16 protein-coding genes and 1 pseudogene are annotated in these 16466 nt (G+C 61.4%); 12 read left to right on the top strand and 5 right to left on the bottom strand.

All coding sequences use genetic code 11. The annotated features are described in order from the left end of the window. The first annotated feature begins 165 nt into the window (after positions 1-165). Positions 166-2067 (top strand): 3-dehydroshikimate dehydratase QuiC, encoded by a 1902-nt coding sequence (quiC, locus tag JJD66_RS02480; protein ID WP_200647538.1) that lies wholly within the window; start codon positions 166-168, stop codon positions 2065-2067. 77 nt (positions 2068-2144) lie between these two features. After that, the gene (locus tag JJD66_RS02475) at positions 2145-2810 is read left to right on the top strand and encodes a TetR/AcrR family transcriptional regulator (protein ID WP_054896166.1); all 666 of its coding nucleotides are present in this window, start codon (positions 2145-2147) and stop codon (positions 2808-2810) included. Positions 2811-2951: 141 nt separating this feature from the next. Here JJD66_RS02475 and JJD66_RS02470 read toward each other — a convergent pair whose 3' ends face one another. Together JJD66_RS02470 and aroQ are read right to left on the bottom strand one after the other, a co-directional pair. Then, positions 2952-3800, bottom strand: coding sequence for a shikimate dehydrogenase (locus tag JJD66_RS02470; RefSeq protein ID WP_234452146.1), 849 nt, complete (start codon positions 3798-3800; stop codon positions 2952-2954). Further along, a complete protein-coding gene (aroQ, locus tag JJD66_RS02465) occupies positions 3800-4246 on the bottom strand; it encodes a type II 3-dehydroquinate dehydratase (RefSeq protein WP_019818037.1) in 447 nt (148 codons plus the stop codon). The genes JJD66_RS02470 and aroQ overlap by 1 nt, the downstream gene beginning before the upstream one ends. A 39-nt stretch (positions 4247-4285) precedes the next feature. Here aroQ and JJD66_RS02460 point away from each other — a divergent pair, with 39 nt between their 5' ends. The 3 genes and pseudogenes from JJD66_RS02460 (at position 4286) to JJD66_RS02450 (ending at position 5295) form a co-directional block, all read left to right on the top strand. Beyond that, positions 4286-4513 carry a hypothetical protein gene (locus JJD66_RS02460; protein WP_198715359.1) on the top strand — a complete coding sequence of 76 codons (228 nt, stop codon included), beginning with the start codon at positions 4286-4288 and terminating at the stop codon, positions 4511-4513. A gap of 85 nt (positions 4514-4598) precedes the next feature. Next, positions 4599-4834: pseudogene (locus tag JJD66_RS02455) on the top strand (DUF4160 domain-containing protein). Then, positions 4831-5295, top strand: coding sequence for a DUF2442 domain-containing protein (locus tag JJD66_RS02450; RefSeq protein WP_197883757.1), 465 nt, complete (start codon positions 4831-4833; stop codon positions 5293-5295). The pseudogene JJD66_RS02455 and the gene JJD66_RS02450 overlap by 4 nt, the downstream one beginning before the upstream one ends. Positions 5296-5348: 53 nt before the next feature. On the opposite strand, the gene trmA is transcribed toward JJD66_RS02450, so the two are convergent. Then, positions 5349-6428, bottom strand: coding sequence for a tRNA (uridine(54)-C5)-methyltransferase TrmA (gene trmA / locus JJD66_RS02445; protein ID WP_200647536.1), 1080 nt, complete (start codon positions 6426-6428; stop codon positions 5349-5351). Next, positions 6425-7720 (bottom strand): NCS2 family permease, encoded by a 1296-nt coding sequence (locus tag JJD66_RS02440; protein ID WP_003194342.1) that lies wholly within the window; start codon positions 7718-7720, stop codon positions 6425-6427. The genes trmA and JJD66_RS02440 overlap by 4 nt, the downstream gene beginning before the upstream one ends. A 188-nt stretch (positions 7721-7908) precedes the next feature. Between JJD66_RS02440 and JJD66_RS02435 the strand changes: the two genes are divergently transcribed. The 4 genes from JJD66_RS02435 to JJD66_RS02420 all read left to right on the top strand — a co-directional run bounded on the left by JJD66_RS02435 (position 7909) and on the right by JJD66_RS02420 (position 12142). Continuing rightward, the gene (locus JJD66_RS02435) at positions 7909-8355 is read left to right on the top strand and encodes a DUF4879 domain-containing protein (RefSeq protein WP_096144165.1); all 447 of its coding nucleotides are present in this window, start codon (positions 7909-7911) and stop codon (positions 8353-8355) included. A 96-nt stretch (positions 8356-8451) separates the two neighbouring features. After that, the gene (locus JJD66_RS02430; protein WP_200647535.1) at positions 8452-8976 is read left to right on the top strand and encodes a (2Fe-2S)-binding protein; all 525 of its coding nucleotides are present in this window, start codon (positions 8452-8454) and stop codon (positions 8974-8976) included. Next, the gene (locus JJD66_RS02425; protein ID WP_020301733.1) at positions 8973-9962 is read left to right on the top strand and encodes an FAD binding domain-containing protein; all 990 of its coding nucleotides are present in this window, start codon (positions 8973-8975) and stop codon (positions 9960-9962) included. Before JJD66_RS02430 ends, JJD66_RS02425 begins: the two co-directional genes overlap by 4 nt. After that, positions 9959-12142 (top strand): xanthine dehydrogenase family protein molybdopterin-binding subunit, encoded by a 2184-nt coding sequence (locus JJD66_RS02420; protein WP_200647534.1) that lies wholly within the window; start codon positions 9959-9961, stop codon positions 12140-12142. Before JJD66_RS02425 ends, JJD66_RS02420 begins: the two co-directional genes overlap by 4 nt. Before the next feature lie 136 nt (positions 12143-12278). On the opposite strand, the gene JJD66_RS02415 is transcribed toward JJD66_RS02420, so the two are convergent. Then, complete coding sequence (locus JJD66_RS02415; protein WP_133634565.1) at positions 12279-13517, bottom strand: MFS transporter; 1239 nt, start codon at positions 13515-13517, stop codon at positions 12279-12281. A 316-nt stretch (positions 13518-13833) separates the two neighbouring features. On the opposite strand from JJD66_RS02415, the gene JJD66_RS02410 reads away from it, so the two are divergent. The 3 genes from JJD66_RS02410 to JJD66_RS02400 are packed head-to-tail and all read left to right on the top strand — an operon-like array spanning position 13834 to position 16459. Then, positions 13834-15273, top strand: a complete 1440-nt coding sequence (locus JJD66_RS02410; RefSeq protein WP_198715354.1) for a cytochrome ubiquinol oxidase subunit I — start codon at positions 13834-13836, stop codon at positions 15271-15273. Between the two features lies 1 nt (position 15274). Then, the gene (gene cydB / locus JJD66_RS02405; protein ID WP_014720024.1) at positions 15275-16282 is read left to right on the top strand and encodes a cytochrome d ubiquinol oxidase subunit II; all 1008 of its coding nucleotides are present in this window, start codon (positions 15275-15277) and stop codon (positions 16280-16282) included. A 12-nt stretch (positions 16283-16294) separates the two neighbouring features. Further along, complete coding sequence (locus JJD66_RS02400) at positions 16295-16459, top strand: DUF2474 domain-containing protein (RefSeq protein ID WP_003194328.1); 165 nt, start codon at positions 16295-16297, stop codon at positions 16457-16459. Positions 16460-16466 lie beyond the last annotated feature (7 nt).

The following is a 16466-nucleotide window of genomic DNA, read 5'->3' as shown; positions in this document are numbered from 1 at the left end:
AATTGCCCGGTCGATGGTGCGCAGTGGTTAAAAAGTCGTCAATTCGCCAAAGGGGCTTAGTGTTCGATAATCGCACCAAAAACTAACCGGTTCGTACATTTTAATTGCTGCCTGTAGGCTGGGGGCGAATAATTTGCCACAAACAACAATTGCCGGGAGTCTTCCATGCAACGTTCTATTGCCACTGTGTCCTTGAGCGGCACCCTGCCGGAAAAACTCGAAGCCATCGCCGCCGCCGGGTTTGATGGGGTGGAGATCTTTGAGAACGACTTGTTGTATTACGACGGCAGCCCTCGGGAAGTCCGGCAGATGTGCGCCGACCTCGGCATCGCCATCACCCTGTTCCAGCCGTTTCGCGACTTCGAAGGCTGCCGCCGTGATCGCCTGGCGCGCAACCTGGAGCGCGCCGAACGCAAATTCGATCTGATGCAAGAGCTAGGCACCGACCTGGTGCTGGTGTGCAGTAACGCCTCGGCCGACAGCGTGGGCGACGAACGTATTTTGCTCGATGACCTGAGCCTGCTGGCCGAACACGCGGGCAAGCGCGGCCTGCGCATCGGCTATGAAGCGTTGGCCTGGGGCAAGCATGTGAACACCTGGCAGCAGGTGTGGAACCTGGTGCGCCAGGTCGATCACCCAAGCCTCGGTGTGTTGCTCGACAGCTTCCACACCTTGTCGCTCAAGGGCGACCCCAGCGGCATCGCGCAGATCCCCGGCGACAAGATTTTCTTTGTGCAAATGGCCGATGCGCCGATCCTGGCCATGGATGTGCTCGAGTGGAGCCGGCATTTCCGCTGCTTCCCAGGCCAGGGCGAATTTGACCTGGCGGGCTTTCTCGCGCCGATCATCCAAAGTGGTTACACCGGGCCGTTGTCCCTGGAAATTTTCAATGACGGTTTTCGTGCTGCGCCGACCCGCGCGAATGCGGCGGATGGCTTGCGGTCACTGTTGTATCTGGAAGAAAAAACCCGCCAGCGCCTGGCTGAAGAAGTCCCCGCTGCGCCCGTGGATATCCTGTTTGAAACTCCGGCGGCCAGCGAATACGACGGTATCGAGTTTCTTGAATTTGCCGTGGACGAAAGCCTCGGCGCCAAACTGACCCACTGGTTGGAGCGCCTGGGTTTCGCCAGGGCCGGCCAGCATCGCTCCAAGAATGTGAGCCTGTTGCGCCAGGGTGACATCAACCTGATCCTCAACTGCGAACCGTACTCCTTCGCCCACAACTTTTTCGATGCCCACGGCCCGTCGCTGTGCGCCACGGCAATTCGGGTCAAGGACAGTGCCAAGGCCCTGGAGCGGGCGGTGGCCTACAAGGGCCAGCCATATCGCGGCCTGGTCGGCCCCAACGAGCTGGAATTGGCCGCCGTGCGTGCGCCGGATGGCAGCCTGATTTACCTGGTCGACCCCAGCGAAGGCGGGCTGTACGACACCGATTTCAACCTGCAAACGGCCGCACCCGCCAGCGGCGGCTTGTTGCGCATCGACCACATGGCCATGGCCTTGCCGGCCGACAGCCTCGACAGTTGGGTGCTGTTCTACAAAAGCCTGCTGGATTTCGAAGCCGATGACGAAGTGGTCCTGCCCGACCCCTACGGCCTGGTGAAAAGCCGTGCGTTGCGCAGCCGTTGCAGCTCGATTCGCCTGCCGTTGAATATCTCCGAAAACCGCAACACGGCGATTTCCCACGCGCTCTCCAGCTATCGCGGTTCGGGCGTGCACCACATTGCCTTCGATTGCGCGGATATCTTCGCCGAGGTACGCCGGGCCAAAGAGGCCGGTGTGCCGTTGCTGGATATCCCGCTCAACTATTACGACGACCTGGCGGCACGCTTCGATTTCGACGATGAGTTCCTCAGTGAGTTGGCGTATTACAACGTGCTGTACGACCGCGACGCCCAGGGCGGTGAGTTGTTTCATGTGTACACCGAGGCGTTCGAGGGGCGGTTTTTCTTCGAGATCATCCAGCGCAAGAATGGCTATGCCGGCTACGGCGCGGCCAACGTGGCGGTGCGTCTGGCGGCGATGGCCAAGTCGCGCAGTGGGGCGGTACGCCAGGCTCGGCTATAACCGCAAGGCAGGTGCTTCCTTCGGGGAGCGCCGCGGCCCATAATCAGCGCCTGCACAACAATGGCCGTGAGCGCACCATGACCTCGAGTCCCGATCTCCCCGCGGTAGCTGACGCACCGCGCAAGAGTCGCAAGAACAATCCGGAAAAGACCCGGGAGAATATTCTCCAGGAAGCCATTGTCGAGTTTGTTCAACAGGGCCTGGCCGGCGCTCGCGTAGACGCCATCGCCGAGCGCATCCATACCTCCAAGCGCATGATCTATTACTACTTCGGCAGCAAGGAGCAGCTATACGTCGAGGTGCTGGAGAAGCTCTACGGTGATATCCGCAACACTGAGACGCGTATGAACCTCACCGCCCTGGAACCTCGTGAGGCGATCCGGCGGTTGGTGGAATTTACCTTCGATCACCACGACCAGAATGTGGATTTCGTGCGCATCGTCAGCATCGAAAATATCCACAACGCCGAGTACGTCAAGCGCACCGACACCATCAAGGCGATGAACAGCAAAATCCTGGAAGGGTTGGGGGAGACCTTGCGGCGCGGGGCTGAGTTGGGGCTGTTTCGCGAAGGGCTGGAGCCGCTGGATGTGCACTTGCTGATCAACTCGTTCAGTTTCTACCGGGTGTCCAACCGGCACACGTTCAGCGAGATTTTCCAGATCGAGCTGTCGGATGAGGCGATCAAGCAGCGCCATCGGGAAATGATTTGCGAGTCGGTGTTGCGCTACCTGCAAGCCTGAGAACACCCATTTTCAAGGCTGAACTCAATCAATGTGGGAGCCGGGCTTGCCCGCGATAGCGGTCTGTCAGTGCCCCATAGGTTGACTGGCCCACCGCTATCGCCGGCAAGCCAGCTCCCACATTTTAATGAGGTTGCATCCCTAGATATTCATGCTCTGGAAGTGCGCCAGCATCCTGTCTGCATCCGCCACTTCGCCGCTGAACAACTCAAACGCCTTCACCGCCTGAAACACCGCCATATTGCCGCCATCCAGGGTACGGCAACCCAAGGCGCGCGCGTCGCGCAGCAGTTGGGTTTCCAGCGGGAAGTACACAATTTCCGCCACCCACAATTCAGCCCGTAATAACGCCGCAGGTACAGGCGTGCCGGGCAACTTGGCCATGCCCATCGGCGTGGTGTTCACCAGGCCATCGGCCTCGGCCATGGCGTTTTCCAGGTGGCTGCCGACTTGAGCGCGACCGACGCCGAACTGCTGGGCAAGGTTATCCACAAGGTCCTGGGCGCGAGTGCGGTCGACATCGAAGATGCTCAAGTGCTCCACGCCTTCTGCCAACAGTGCATGGGCCACTGCCGCGCCCGCGCCACCGGCGCCCATCTGCACCACGCGTTGGCGCGGTACGTTGTGCAAGTTGCGCCGAAAACCTTCGGCGAACCCCAGGCAGTCGGTGTTATGACCGATGCGTTTGCCACCCTTGAACACTACGGTGTTGACCGCACCAATGCCCCTGGCTTCATCGGAGAGCTCATCGAGCAAAGGCAGGATCGCCTGCTTGCACGGGTAGGTAATGTTCAGCCCGGTGAAGTGCATCAGCTCGGCGGCCCGTAGTAATTCCGGCAGGGCGTTGAGGTCCAGGTGCAGCGGCTCCAGGTCGATCAGGCGATACAGGTAGCGCAAGCCCTGGGCGTCGCCTTCCTGCTCGTGCAGTGCCGGTGTGCGTGAGGCCTGGATGCCGGCGCCGATCAGGCCAGCGAGAATGCGTGGTTTCATCACGTGCGTCCCTTCAGCGTCAGGCTGAAATGTTCCAGTGCCAGGTGGTAGCCATGGCTGCCAAACCCGGCCAGCACGGCCTGGGCGATCGGTGACACAAACGAGTGATGACGAAAGGCTTCACGGGCATGCACGTTGGATAAATGCACTTCGATCACCGGCACTTCACTGGCCACCAGGGCATCGCGGATCGCGACCGAAGTGTGAGTCCAGGCCGCCGGGTTGATCACAATACCCGCGCAGCGGTTGCGGGCGCCGTGGATCCAGTCGAGCAATTCGCCCTCGTGGTTGGTCTGGCGAAACTCGATCTTCAGCCCGAGCTTGTCGGCGCTGCGACCACACAAAGCGGCAATGTCGGCCAGGGTTTCATGGCCATAAGTGGCAGGCTCGCGAGTGCCGAGCAGGTTGAGATTGGGGCCGTTGAGCACCAGCACGATGGGCGGCATAGAGGCTTCTCCACAGTTCTTATTGGTTGTGGAGTCAAAATGTACTGGTTGGTTAATTTGGTCAATGGATGGCTGCGGATCTGTTCGGTGATCGAACGTTTAATCAATGCAATTGATGGATCACCGGCTGATGTGCATTCGGTTGAAGTATTGCGCGAGGTTGCTGAACGAGGAGGGCTTTCGAGCATTGGCCGGGTCGTTCCAGTTGTTGGCATCCCTGGTTACAACCCGGCATTCGCCGGGTTTTTTGTGGTTACTAATCTGTGAAACAGCTTCGGGAATAGGAGCCGGTTGTCGGGTGTGCAGAGGGAAATTGTTACCTGACGGAAAATAACCTAACGGATGGGTTACGATGAGAGTAGGTGCTTACAAAGGCTATGTCATTTCGGTGTTTATCAGGGATGAGCATTGTCCGCCCCATGTGCATGTCAGGGGCAAGGGATGGGATGCGCGGTTTCGTTTCAGTTTCCTGGATTGGTCATTCAGCGTGGTGTTTACGTGATTGCACGTGCCCGACACGATGTCGTAGGGCAGAAAACAATTTTGAATCTGGTAAGAGCGCCAGATTGCGTGGGGATTAATTTATGAAAATCATAAAAGCCAAAGTCACACCTTATGTACCTCTCACTGAAGCCGACGTTGACAAGGCAATCGCCCGAGGGCGCAGGTTGAAACGCCTGTACGCCAACGCCAGCAATGTGCGTTATGAACACGACTGCCTCTCCATTGGCTTCTCCGATGGCAGCCGCGTGGTGTTGCCGGTGGCTGGCCTGCCGGAGTTCGAAGGGTTTTCAGCGAAGGATTTCCAGCAGTTGGAAGTGACTTTCGGTGGCAAGGCGATTAGCTGTGAAGCGCAGGACCTGGATGTTTCGATCACAGGCCTGATCGCTACAAGCCAGCCGCTGATGGACCTGGCAACCAGCCTGGTAGCATCGCGCAATGGTCGCAAAAGCAGCGCGGCCAAGACCGCAGCGGCCCGGGCCAATGGCAAGAAGGGTGGCCGGCCACGCAAGGAAGTACCGCAGCCCCCAGAGACAACAGACACTTGAATAACCAATAGGGGAACTGTAGGAGCGAGCAAGCTCGCTCCTACCTCGCAGATTTATCGGCGGGTCAGCAACACACCCGACTCCATATGGTGCGTCCACGGGAACTGGTCAAACATTGCGCATTGGGTGATCCGGTGCGTGTCGTGCAGTTGCGCGATGTTCGCCGCCAGCGTCTCCGGGTTGCAGGAGATGTACAGGATGTTGTCGAAGCGCCGGGTCAGCTCGCAGGTGTCCGGGTCCATGCCTGCGCGGGGTGGGTCGACGAAGACGCTACCGAACTCGTAGCTTTTCAGGTCGATGCCGTGCAGGCGGCGGAACGGGCGCACTTCGTTCAGGGCTTGGGTGAGTTCTTCGGCGGAGAGGCGCACCAGGGTGACGTTCTCCACGCCATTTTCATCCAGGTTGCTCAGGGCCGCATTCACCGAGGTCTTGCTGATCTCGGTGGCCAGCACCTTGCGCACGCGGGTCGCCAGCGGCAGGGTGAAGTTGCCGTTGCCGCAGTACAGCTCCAGCAAATCGTCCGGGCGATCGCCCAGCGCTTCGTAGGCCCAGTTGAGCATCTTCTGGTTCACCGTGCCGTTGGGCTGGGTGAACGCGCCTTCGGGTTGGCGGTAGCTGAAGGTGCGCCCACCGACGTCGAGTTTCTCCACCACGTAGTCGTGGCCGATCACATCGCGCTTGCCCTTGGAGCGGCCGATGATGCTCACATTCAGCTCAGCGGCCAATGTGTTCGCGGCGGTGTGCCAATGTTCGTCCAGCGGGCGGTGATAACAAAGGGTGATCATCGCGTCGCCGGCCAGGGTGGTGAGGAACTCCACCTGGAACAGCTTGTGGCTCAGGGCGGCGCTGGCTTGCCAGGCGGCCTTCAGTTGCGGCATCAACTGGTTGATGCGCTGGCTGGCGATGGGGAACTCTTCGATGAGGATCGGCGTGCGCTTGTCCTCCTGGGAGAACATCGCGTAGTGGCGCTCGCCGCCTTCGCGCCACAGGCGGAACTCCGCGCGCAGGCGGAAGTGCTGCAGCGGCGAGTCGAATACCTGCGGCTCGGGCGCGTCGAACGGTGCCAGCAGGTCACGCAGGCGCGTGACCTTGTCTTGCAGTTGAGCGGTGTAGCTTGCGGCGTCAAAAGTCATGCGTTGAACCAGCCCAGCTTGATCACGAATAGGATCGACAGGATCACCAGTGCCGGGTTCAGCTCACGGTAGCGGCCCGAAAGCAGCTTGATGGCGGTCCAGGCGATGAAACCGAAGGCGATGCCGTTGGCGATGGAGTAAGTGAAGGGCATCGCCAGAGCGGTGATCACCACCGGCGCTGCCACCGTAATGTCGTCCCAGTCGATTTCGGCCAGGCCTTGGCTCATCAGCACCGCCACAAACAGCAAGGCTGGCGCGGTGGCATAGGCCGGCACGCTGGCGGCCAATGGCGAGAAGAACAGCGCCAGCAAAAACAGGATCGCGACCACGATGGCGGTCAAGCCGGTACGGCCACCGGCGCTCACGCCTGCGGCCGATTCGATGTAGCTGGTGGTGGTCGAGGTGCCCAGCAGGGAACCGGCCATGGCGGCGGTGCTGTCGGCAATCAGCGCACGGCCCATTTTCGGCATATGGCCGTCCTTGCCCATCAGGCCGGCGCGCTTGGCGACGCCGATCAGGGTGCCGGAGTTGTCGAACAGGTCAACGAACAGGAAGGCGAAGATCACGCTGACCAGGCCGATGTCCAGCGCGCCCTTGATATCCAGCTGCAGGAAGGTCGGCGCCAGGGACGGCGGTACCGAGGTCACACCGATAAAAGGTGTGAAGCCCAGGACGATGGAAGCGACGGTCACCGCCAGGATGCCGATCAGCACCGCGCCGCGTACGGCCAGGGCTTCCAGCGCGACGATCAGCACGAAACCCAGGGTCGCCAGGATCGGCGCCGGTTGTTTCAGGTCGCCCAGGCCAACCATGGTGGCCGGGTTGCTCACCACGATACCGGCGTTATGCAGGGCGATCAGCGCCAGGAACAGGCCGATGCCGGCGGCAATCGCCGAGCGCAGGGGCAGGGGGATGGCGTTGATGATCCACTCACGAATGCGGAAGATCGACAGCAGGAAAAACAGCACCGCCGAAATGAATACCGCGCCCAGCGCCACCTGCCAGGTGTGGCCCATGTGCAGGACAACGGTGTAGGTGAAGAACGCGTTGAGGCCCATGCCCGGTGCCAGGGCAATCGGGTAGTTGGCGATCAGGCCCATCACGGTCGAACCAATGGCCGCCGCCAGACAGGTGGCGACAAACACCGCGCCCTTGTCCATGCCGGTCTCGCCGAGGATGCTCGGGTTCACGAACAGGATGTAGGCCATGGCCAGGAAGGTGGTGATCCCCGCGAGAATCTCGGTGCGCACATTGGTGTTGTGGGCTTTGAGTTGAAACAGCTTTTCCAGCATGCCGGCTCCCTGTGACGCTAGTGTGCGTCGTGATTTGTTGACCTCTAAGTCAAAGCACAAACTGCGCCAAACGCTTGTGGTTTCAGAGAGGATCGGAAAAAGCGGCGCATCATACCAGCAGCCGAGGCTGTGTGGCGCATGGGCTTGAGGCATACTGCGCCGACGTTCAATACCGGGTCATTGCCAGCATGAAAAAAGCCAACCCGTGGAGTCTAGCTCTGATCGCCAGTATCAGCCTGTGGCTGGGCGCGGCACCGGCATGGGGCGCGGCTGCACCGGCCTTGAGCGAGGTGCGGGTGTTCAAGGTGGAATCGGCCAACTGCAGCGAAGCGATCCCGGAGCGGGTCAACACCACCCAGATGTGCGAGCACCGCGGGCCCACCAAGGTCTCGGTGATGGAAGTCGGCCTGGGCAACAGCCCCATGGGCCGCTTTAACGGCGCAGAGTTGAATGGGCAACGCACAGCGGTGTGCCAGGTCGGCAACATCAGTGAGGCGTGCAACGGCGTGGGCACCTTGATGGGCTACATCTATGTGTTCGACCTGAACGTCCAGGCCCAGGGCTGGTTCGAATTCACCAATACCTCGATCAACCCGCCGCAAAACACCCTGAAAGCCCAGCTCAATATCCGCTGATCAATCATCTTGAACGCTCAAAACCCCGGGAAGTCGTACCCCTAAGACGGCGATTTTCCTGAACGCCGCGGACGTACACCAACCCGTGAGGTGTTTATGAGCGCGACCCCCAATGGCGCGGCGGCCCAGCCGTTCGTCGCCCACCCGATACGCCTGACACTCAACGGCCAGGATCGCCAACTGAACGTGTTGCCCTGGACCACCTTGCTGGACTTGCTGCGTGAACAGTTGGACCTGGTGGGCAGCAAAAAAGGCTGCGACCACGGCCAGTGCGGCGCTTGCACCGTGTTGCGTGACGGCAAACGCGTGAATGCCTGCCTGACCCTGGCCGTGATGTGCGACGGCGCCGAATTGACCACCATCGAAGGCCTGGCCGACGGCGACCAACTGCACCCCATGCAACAGGCCTTTATCCAGCACGACGCTTTCCAGTGCGGCTATTGCACCCCCGGCCAGATCTGTTCCGCCGTGGGCCTGGCCAATGAAGGCCGCGCCCACGACCGTGCGCAGATCCAGGAACTGATGAGCGGCAACCTGTGCCGCTGCGGTGCCTACAGCAATATCCGCGACGCCATCGAAGACGCGCTGCCGGCCTGCCGTCGCCAGGGAGGTGAGTCATGAATCCCTTCCACTACAGCAGGCCGACCGATGTGCAGCAGGCCGTTCAGATGAGCAGCGCCGCCTCGCGCTTTATCGCCGGTGGCACCAACCTGCTGGACCTGATGAAGGAAAACATCAGCCATCCCGAGCACCTGATCGACATCACCGGCTTGCCGCTGCATGACATTCAAGAGACCGCCGAGGGTGGCCTGCGTATCGGTGCGCTGGTGAGCAACGCCGACCTGGCCTGGCACCCACTCATTGAGCAGCGTTACCCGTTGCTGTCCCAGGCCATCCTCGCCGGGGCGTCCCCGCAGTTACGCAACATGGCCAGTACCGGCGGCAACCTGTTGCAGCGCACCCGTTGCTATTACTTCTACGACGCCGCGGTACCGTGCAACAAGCGCCAGCCCGGCAGCGGCTGCCCGGCGCGCAACGGTTTGAACCGTATCCATGCGATCCTCGGCGCCAGTGAACAGTGCGTGGCCACCCATCCATCGGACATGTGCGTGGCCCTGGCGGCGCTTGCGGCGCGGGTGCATGTAGAGGGACGTGGCGGTGCGCGGGTGATCGAGTTCGCCGACTTCCATCGCTTGCCAGGCGATGCGCCGCAACGTGACAACCAGTTGGCCGACGATGAGCTGATCACCGCGATTGAACTGCCCGCCGATCACCTGGCCCGCCACAGCCATTACCTGAAAATCCGTGACCGTGCCTCTTATGCCTTCGCCTTGGTTTCGGTGGCCGCCGCCTTGGAACTGGACGGCGATGAAATCATCGACGCCCGCCTGGCCTTGGGCGGTGTGGCGCATAAACCCTGGCGTGACCGCGCAGTGGAAGCCTTGCTGATTGGCCGCACGGTCAGCCGCGAAACCTTCAGCGCCGCCGCCGACGCCCTGCTGCAAGACGCTGAACCGTTGGAACACAACGGCTTCAAGGTCAAGCTGGCCCGGCGTGCAATCATTCGTGCCCTGAGCGACGCCGCCGTCGCAGGAGAACAGCCATGAGCGCCATCGGTAAACCCATGGACCGCGTCGACGGTCTGCTCAAGGTCACCGGCCAAGCGCGCTACGCCGGTGAATTTCCCGAGGACGGCCTGCTGCATGGCAGCGTGGTGTCGAGCACTATCGCCAAAGGCCGGGTGCTGCGCATTGATGCGTCCAAGGCGTTGGCCTTGCCCGGTGTAGTGGACGTGATCCATCACCTCAACCGGCCGAAAATCGCCAGCTATGACGAGGCGTTCGCCGATGCCGATGCGGCCGATGGCTCGCCTTTTCGCCCGCTGTATAACGACCGCGTGCTCTACAGCGGCCAGCCCCTGGCCCTGGTGATTGCCGATAACCTCGAACTGGCGCGGCACGCCGGCTCGCTGGTGCAGATCGACTACGCGCCCGAAACCTTCGAAACCGACCTGCTCACCCGGCAAGCGGCGGCGCACCCGTCACCCCAGAACCCGCCCGAACCGCGAGGCAACTTCGAGGCTGAATGGGCCGGTGCCGCAATCAGTCTGGACCTGCACTACAGCACGCCCATCGAGCACCACAACCCGATGGAGCCCCACGCCAGCACCGTGCTGTATCAGCCCGACGGCAGCCTGCATATCCACGACAAGACCCAGGGCCCGCAGAACTGCCAGGCTTATGTGCAAAAAGTCTTCGGCCTGGATAAGAGCCAGGTGCGCATCTTTGCCGCTTTCGTCGGCGGTGCCTTCGGTTCGGGCCTGCGCCCGCAATACCAATTGCCGCTCGCGGTGATGGCGGCCATGGCGCTCAAACGCTCGGTGCGCGTCACCCTGACGCGCCAGCAGATGTTCACCTTCGGCTATCGCCCGCGCACCTTGCAGCGTTTGCAGATGGGCTCCGCCGCCAATGGGCGCTTGCTGGCGTTGGGGCATACCGCGATTGGCCAGACGTCGCGCTTTGAGGATTTCAGCGAGCACGTGGTGGAGTGGAGCGGCATGCTCTATCACTGTGACAACGTGCACATGACCTACAAGCTGGTGCCGCTGGACGTGTTTACCCCATTGGACATGCGCGCCCCCGGTGCGGCACTGGGTGTGATCGGCCTGGAATGTGCCATGGACGAACTGGCCTGTGCCCTGGCCATCGACCCGGTGCAATTGCGCCTGATCAACTACGCCGAACGTAACCAGAACGAAGACAAACCCTGGTCGAGCAAGGCCCTGCGCGAATGCTACAGCGAGGGCGCTGAACGCTTCGGCTGGCACCAACGCAACCCCGAACCGCGCAGCATGCGTGACGGCCGCCAGTTGATCGGCTGGGGCATGGCCGGCGGCGTGTGGGAAGCCATGCAGATGAAAGCCAGCGCCAAGGCGCGCCTCGACGCGCAGGGCAAGCTCACCGTCAGCAGCGCCACCACCGACATTGGCACTGGCACCTACACGGTGATGACCCAGATCGCCTCCCAGGCCAGCGGCGTGGCCATGGCCGACGTGCGTTTTGTGCTGGGCGATTCGTCGTTGCCCACGGCGCCGTTGCAGGGCGGCTCGTTTACCGTGTCCTCGGTGGGTACGGCGGTGCAGCAAGCCTGTGAAGCGCTGAATGCCAAGTTGTTGCAGGTCGCCCGGCAGGCCTACCCGGTGTTCAAGGACGCCGAAGCCGTGCGGTTTGAAGAGGGCCAACTGCATGCCGGTGATGTGAGTGTGTCGTTGGCGCAACTGGTCAAGGACAGCGGTGAAGAGGTGCTGCAAGCACAGGTTGACAGCGAGCCGGACGAGAAGCGCCAGGGCTATGCCTGCGCGACCCATTCGGCGGTGTTTGTCGAAGTGCGGGTTGATGAAGACCTGGGCACCATCAAGGTCAGCCGTGTGGTCAGCGCCATTGCCGCGGGGCGCGTGGTCAACCCCAAGATGGCCCGCAGCCAGATCCTTGGCGGCGTGGTGTGGGGCATTGGCATGGCCCTGCATGAAGAGACCCAGGTCGACCATGAGCTGGGGCGCTACATGAACCACAGCCTGGCCGAGTACCACATCCCGGTGAACGCCGATATTGGCGAGATTGACGTGCTGTTCGTCGAAGAGCACGACGAGATCGTCAATGCGCTCGGTTCCAAGGGCGTGGGGGAAATCGGCATTGTCGGGGTGGCGGCGGCGGTGGCGAATGCGGTTTACCACGCCACCGGCAAACGGGTCCGGGAGTTTCCGATTACCTTGGATAAGGTGTTGTAGCGCAAACCGCCAGACAAATGAAGTTCCAGTGTGGGAGCTGGCTTGCCTGCGATAGCGGTGTATCAGCCACCAGAAAGTTGCCTGATACACCGCTATCGCGGGCAAGCCCGGCTCCCACAGGGTATGGCGGTGAAGCCTATGGCTTGGTTTCTTCCACCGGCACATGCATGCGATCCCGGTTGGCCAGGGTCGGGAACAGCTTGATCCATACCCCGGTCACCACCAGCGTGCCAACCCCGCCCATCACCACCGCAGGCACGGTGCCAAACCAGTGGGCGGTAATCCCGGATTCGAATTCGCCCAATTGATTGGACGCACCGATAAACAGGCCATTGACCGCACTCACTCGCCCGCGCATTTCATCTGGCGTTTCCAACTGCACGAACGACGCACGGATGACCATGCTGATCATGTCTGCCGCGCCCAGTACCACCAGCACCGCCAGTGAAAACCAGAACGAAGTCGACAGGCCGAAGGCGATGGTTGCCACCCCGAACACGCCGACGGCGGTGAACATCACGCGGCCCACCTGGCGGTCCACCGAAAAGCGCGCCAGCCACAGTGACATCAGCAATGCGCCCACGGCCGGGGCCGACCGCAGCAGGCCCAGGCCCCAGGCACCGGTCAGCAGGATGTCCTTGGCGAACACCGGTAACAGTGCGGTGGCGCCGCCCAGCAGCACGGCAAACAGGTCCAGGGAGATGGCGCCGAGAATGTCCGGGCGGCTGCGGATAAAGCGTATGCCGGCCAGCAGCGAGTCCATGGTGGCCTTGGCTTTGTTCAGCGGGGTCTGGCGTGCGGGCAGGTTAAGGGTCAGCACGCAGGCGATCAGGTACAGCGCCACGGTGGGGCCGTACACCCACACACTGCCAAACGCATAAAGCAGGCCGCCCAGGGCCGGTGCGACGATGGTCGCCAGTTGCTGGGCCGATTGCGAAGCGGCCACAGCGCGGGGGAACAGCGCGCTGGGCACGATGCTGGGCAAGAGCGCCTGGGTGGTGGGCATTTCAAACGATCGCGCGGCGCCCAGCAGGAAGGCGAGGATAAAGATCATCTCGCGGGTCACGTTGCCGGTCAGGCCGCCGATGGCCAGGGACAAGGCGATCAGCGCCTGCAAGGTCTGGCAGATGGCAGCGACACGGCGGCGTTCATAGCGGTCGGCCACGTGCCCGGTGTGCAGCATGAACAGCACGCGCGGCACGAATTCCACCAGGCCGACCAGGCCCAGGTCCAAGACGTTGCCGGTCAGCTGGTAGAGGTTCCAGCCGATCGCCACGGTGAGCATCTGGAAGCCGCTGGCGGTAAAGATCCGCGCCAGCCAGAACGCGATGAAAGGGCGGTGGTGACGTAACAGCAACGCAGGTTCACTGGGCATCGGCAATCAGGTCGGCAACGGGAGAATGGCGAGATTAGCATCAAGCTGTAACAAATAGTTGCAAGAACTGAGCTGAGGCAAGCTGTCACGCGGCAAAAGACCACACAGTCCTACAGCAAAAATGGGACTACTCTTTCAACGATGCTTGATCCAGATCAAAACCTGCCCCGGGATTGTTCTGGCGGTCGAAAGGCCAGATTCCCCACGCGATGGGTAATAAAAGAAACGAATTGAAATTCGCCACACTCCATATCCGTGGGGGCAGTGGGTGCAGGCTCCCAGCCAGCAGCCGGTATTACCTGACAGAGGAAGACTTATGTTCGGTTTGGAGGCGCTAGATCTCGCCCGAATTCAATTCGCGTTCACCATCTCATTCCACATCCTGTTCCCGGCGATCACCATCGGCCTGGCCAGTTACCTTGCGGTGCTGGAGGGCTTGTGGCTCAAGACCCACAACGACACCTACCGTGACCTCTACCATTTCTGGTCGAAGATATTTGCCGTCAACTTCGGCATGGGTGTGGTATCGGGCCTGGTCATGGCGTACCAGTTCGGTACCAACTGGAGCCGCTTCTCGGACTTCGCCGGTGCCGTCACCGGGCCGTTGCTGACGTACGAAGTGCTCACGGCCTTCTTCCTCGAGGCCGGTTTCCTGGGCGTGATGTTGTTCGGCTGGAACAAGGTGGGGCGCAAGCTGCACTTCTTCGCCACGGTGATGGTGGCCGTGGGTACGTTGATCTCCACGTTCTGGATTCTTGCCTCCAACAGCTGGATGCAGACGCCCCAGGGCTTTGAAATCATCGATGGCCGCGTAATACCGACCGACTGGCTGGCGGTGATCTTCAACCCGTCGTTCCCCTACCGCCTGATGCACATGGCCACGGCTGCTTTCGTTGCCACGGCGTTCTTCGTCGGCTCGTCGGCGGCCTGGCATTTACTGCGCGGCAAGGACAACCCGGCGATCCGCAAAATGCTCTCGATGGCGATGTGGATGGCCCTGATCGTTGCGCCCATCCAGGCGGTGATCGGCGACTTCCACGGCCTCAATACCCTCAAGCATCAGCCGGCCAAGATCGCCGCGATTGAAGGCCACTGGGAAAATATCGGCAACGAGCCCACGCCGCTGATTTTGTTCGGTTGGCCGGACATGAAAGCCGAGAAAACCAAATACGCGGTCGAGATTCCGTACCTGGGCAGCCTGATCCTGACTCACTCCCTGGACAAGCAGGTGCCGGCGCTCAAGGAGTTCCCGCCTGAGGACCGTCCCAACTCCACCATTGTGTTCTGGTCGTTCCGGGTCATGGTCGGCCTGGGGTTCCTGATGATCTTCACCGGTCTGTTCAGCCTGTGGCTGCGCCGGGGCGACAAGATGTACACGTCCAAACCGTTCCTGTACCTGGCGCTGTGGATGGGCCCGTCTGGCCTGATTGCGATTCTTGCCGGTTGGTTCACCACCGAAATCGGTCGCCAGCCCTGGGTGGTCTACGGGTTGATGCGCACGGCGGATGCCTCCTCCGGGCATAGCCTGACGCAGATGACCATTACCCTGGTGTTGTTCGTGGTGGTGTACTTCGCGCTGTTCGGCGCGGGCCTGGGCTACATGATGCGCCTGGTGCGCAAAGGCCCCGTGACCCACGACAGTACCGAGCCAGCTGACGGTGGCCCCGGCCAGAAACGCACCCCCGCGCGTCCGTTGTCTGCTGCCGACGATGGCAGTGATAACGACCACGACCACATCCAGCACAAGGGGAATTGAGATGGGCATTGATCTTCCGCTGATCTGGGCCGTGATCATCATCTTCGGCATCATGATGTACGTGGTCATGGACGGCTTCGACCTGGGGATCGGCATTCTTTTCCCGTTTATTCCGGGAAAAGTCGACCGTGACGTGATGATGAACACCGTGGCGCCCGTGTGGGACGGCAACGAAACCTGGCTGGTACTCGGGGGCGCGGCGTTGTTCGGCGCGTTCCCGCTGGCCTATTCCGTGGTGTTGTCGGCGCTGTACCTGCCGCTGATCCTGATGCTGATCGGGCTGATCTTCCGCGGCGTAGCCTTTGAGTTCCGCTTCAAGGCCAAGGACCACAAGCGTCACCTGTGGGACAAGGCGTTTATTGGCGGCTCGCTGGCGGCGACCTTCTTCCAGGGGGTGGCGTTGGGCGCCTTTATCGACGGTATTCCGGTGGTGGATCGCCAGTTCGCCGGCGGTTCACTGGACTGGCTCACACCCTTCACGATGTTCTGCGGAGTGGCGCTGATCGTGGCGTATGCCTTGCTCGGCTGCACCTGGCTGATCATGAAGACCGAAGGCAAGTTGCAGGAGCAGATGCACAACCTGGCGCGGCCATTGGCCTTCGTGGTGTTGGCGGTGATCGGCATCGTCAGCATCTGGACGCCGCTGACCCACCCGGAAATCGCGTCGCGCTGGTTCACCTTGCCGAACCTGTTCTGGTTCCTGCCGGTGCCGATCCTGGTGCTGGTCACCATGTACGGGCTGATCCGCGCTGTGGCACGTAACGCGCACTACACGCCGTTCCTGTTGACGCTGGTGCTGATTTTCCTCGGCTACAGCGGGCTGGGGATCAGCCTGTGGCCGAACATCATCCCGCCGTCCGTGTCGATCTGGGATGCCGCCGCGCCGCCGCAAAGCCAGGGCTTCATGCTGGTGGGCACGCTGTTCATCATCCCGTTTATCCTGGGCTATACCTTCTGGAGCTACTACGTGTTCCGCGGCAAGGTCACCCACGAAGACGGCTATCACTAGGAGGGGTGAAACATGTCAAAACCTTCGTTGCACGAAATTGAACAGGCCGAGAAGCAGCCGTTGTGGCGGCGCCTGGGGTGGCTGGCGATGATCTGGACCGGCAGCGTGCTGGCCCTGTTCGTGGTGGCTAGCCTGATGCGCATGTTCATGAATGCGGCAGGCCTGAGCACCCACTGATGTTCCG

Origin of the sequence: Pseudomonas sp. MF6751, from assembly GCF_016613265.1 — a bacterium.
GTDB lineage: Bacteria > Pseudomonadota > Gammaproteobacteria > Pseudomonadales > Pseudomonadaceae > Aquipseudomonas > Aquipseudomonas fluorescens_BV.
This window is presented reverse-complemented; position numbering and strand designations above follow the sequence as displayed.

Coding starts and splice junctions, on each gene's coding strand:
- cydB (WP_014720024.1), top strand. CDS start 15,275: ATGGGCATTGATCTTCCGCTGATCTGGGCCGTGATCATCATCTTCGGC.
- JJD66_RS02450 (WP_197883757.1), top strand. CDS start 4,831: ATGAAAATCATAAAAGCCAAAGTCACACCTTATGTACCTCTCACTGAA.
- JJD66_RS02475 (WP_054896166.1), top strand. CDS start 2,145: ATGACCTCGAGTCCCGATCTCCCCGCGGTAGCTGACGCACCGCGCAAG.
- JJD66_RS02430 (WP_200647535.1), top strand. CDS start 8,452: ATGAGCGCGACCCCCAATGGCGCGGCGGCCCAGCCGTTCGTCGCCCAC.
- JJD66_RS02460 (WP_198715359.1), top strand. CDS start 4,286: ATGTACTGGTTGGTTAATTTGGTCAATGGATGGCTGCGGATCTGTTCG.
- JJD66_RS02400 (WP_003194328.1), top strand. CDS start 16,295: ATGTCAAAACCTTCGTTGCACGAAATTGAACAGGCCGAGAAGCAGCCG.
- aroQ (WP_019818037.1), bottom strand. CDS start 4,246: ATGCCGCCCATCGTGCTGGTGCTCAACGGCCCCAATCTCAACCTGCTC.
- JJD66_RS02420 (WP_200647534.1), top strand. CDS start 9,959: ATGAGCGCCATCGGTAAACCCATGGACCGCGTCGACGGTCTGCTCAAG.
- JJD66_RS02470 (WP_234452146.1), bottom strand. CDS start 3,800: ATGAAACCACGCATTCTCGCTGGCCTGATCGGCGCCGGCATCCAGGCC.
- quiC (WP_200647538.1), top strand. CDS start 166: ATGCAACGTTCTATTGCCACTGTGTCCTTGAGCGGCACCCTGCCGGAA.
- JJD66_RS02410 (WP_198715354.1), top strand. CDS start 13,834: ATGTTCGGTTTGGAGGCGCTAGATCTCGCCCGAATTCAATTCGCGTTC.
- JJD66_RS02425 (WP_020301733.1), top strand. CDS start 8,973: ATGAATCCCTTCCACTACAGCAGGCCGACCGATGTGCAGCAGGCCGTT.
- trmA (WP_200647536.1), bottom strand. CDS start 6,428: ATGACTTTTGACGCCGCAAGCTACACCGCTCAACTGCAAGACAAGGTC.
- JJD66_RS02415 (WP_133634565.1), bottom strand. CDS start 13,517: ATGCCCAGTGAACCTGCGTTGCTGTTACGTCACCACCGCCCTTTCATC.
- JJD66_RS02440 (WP_003194342.1), bottom strand. CDS start 7,720: ATGCTGGAAAAGCTGTTTCAACTCAAAGCCCACAACACCAATGTGCGC.
- JJD66_RS02435 (WP_096144165.1), top strand. CDS start 7,909: ATGAAAAAAGCCAACCCGTGGAGTCTAGCTCTGATCGCCAGTATCAGC.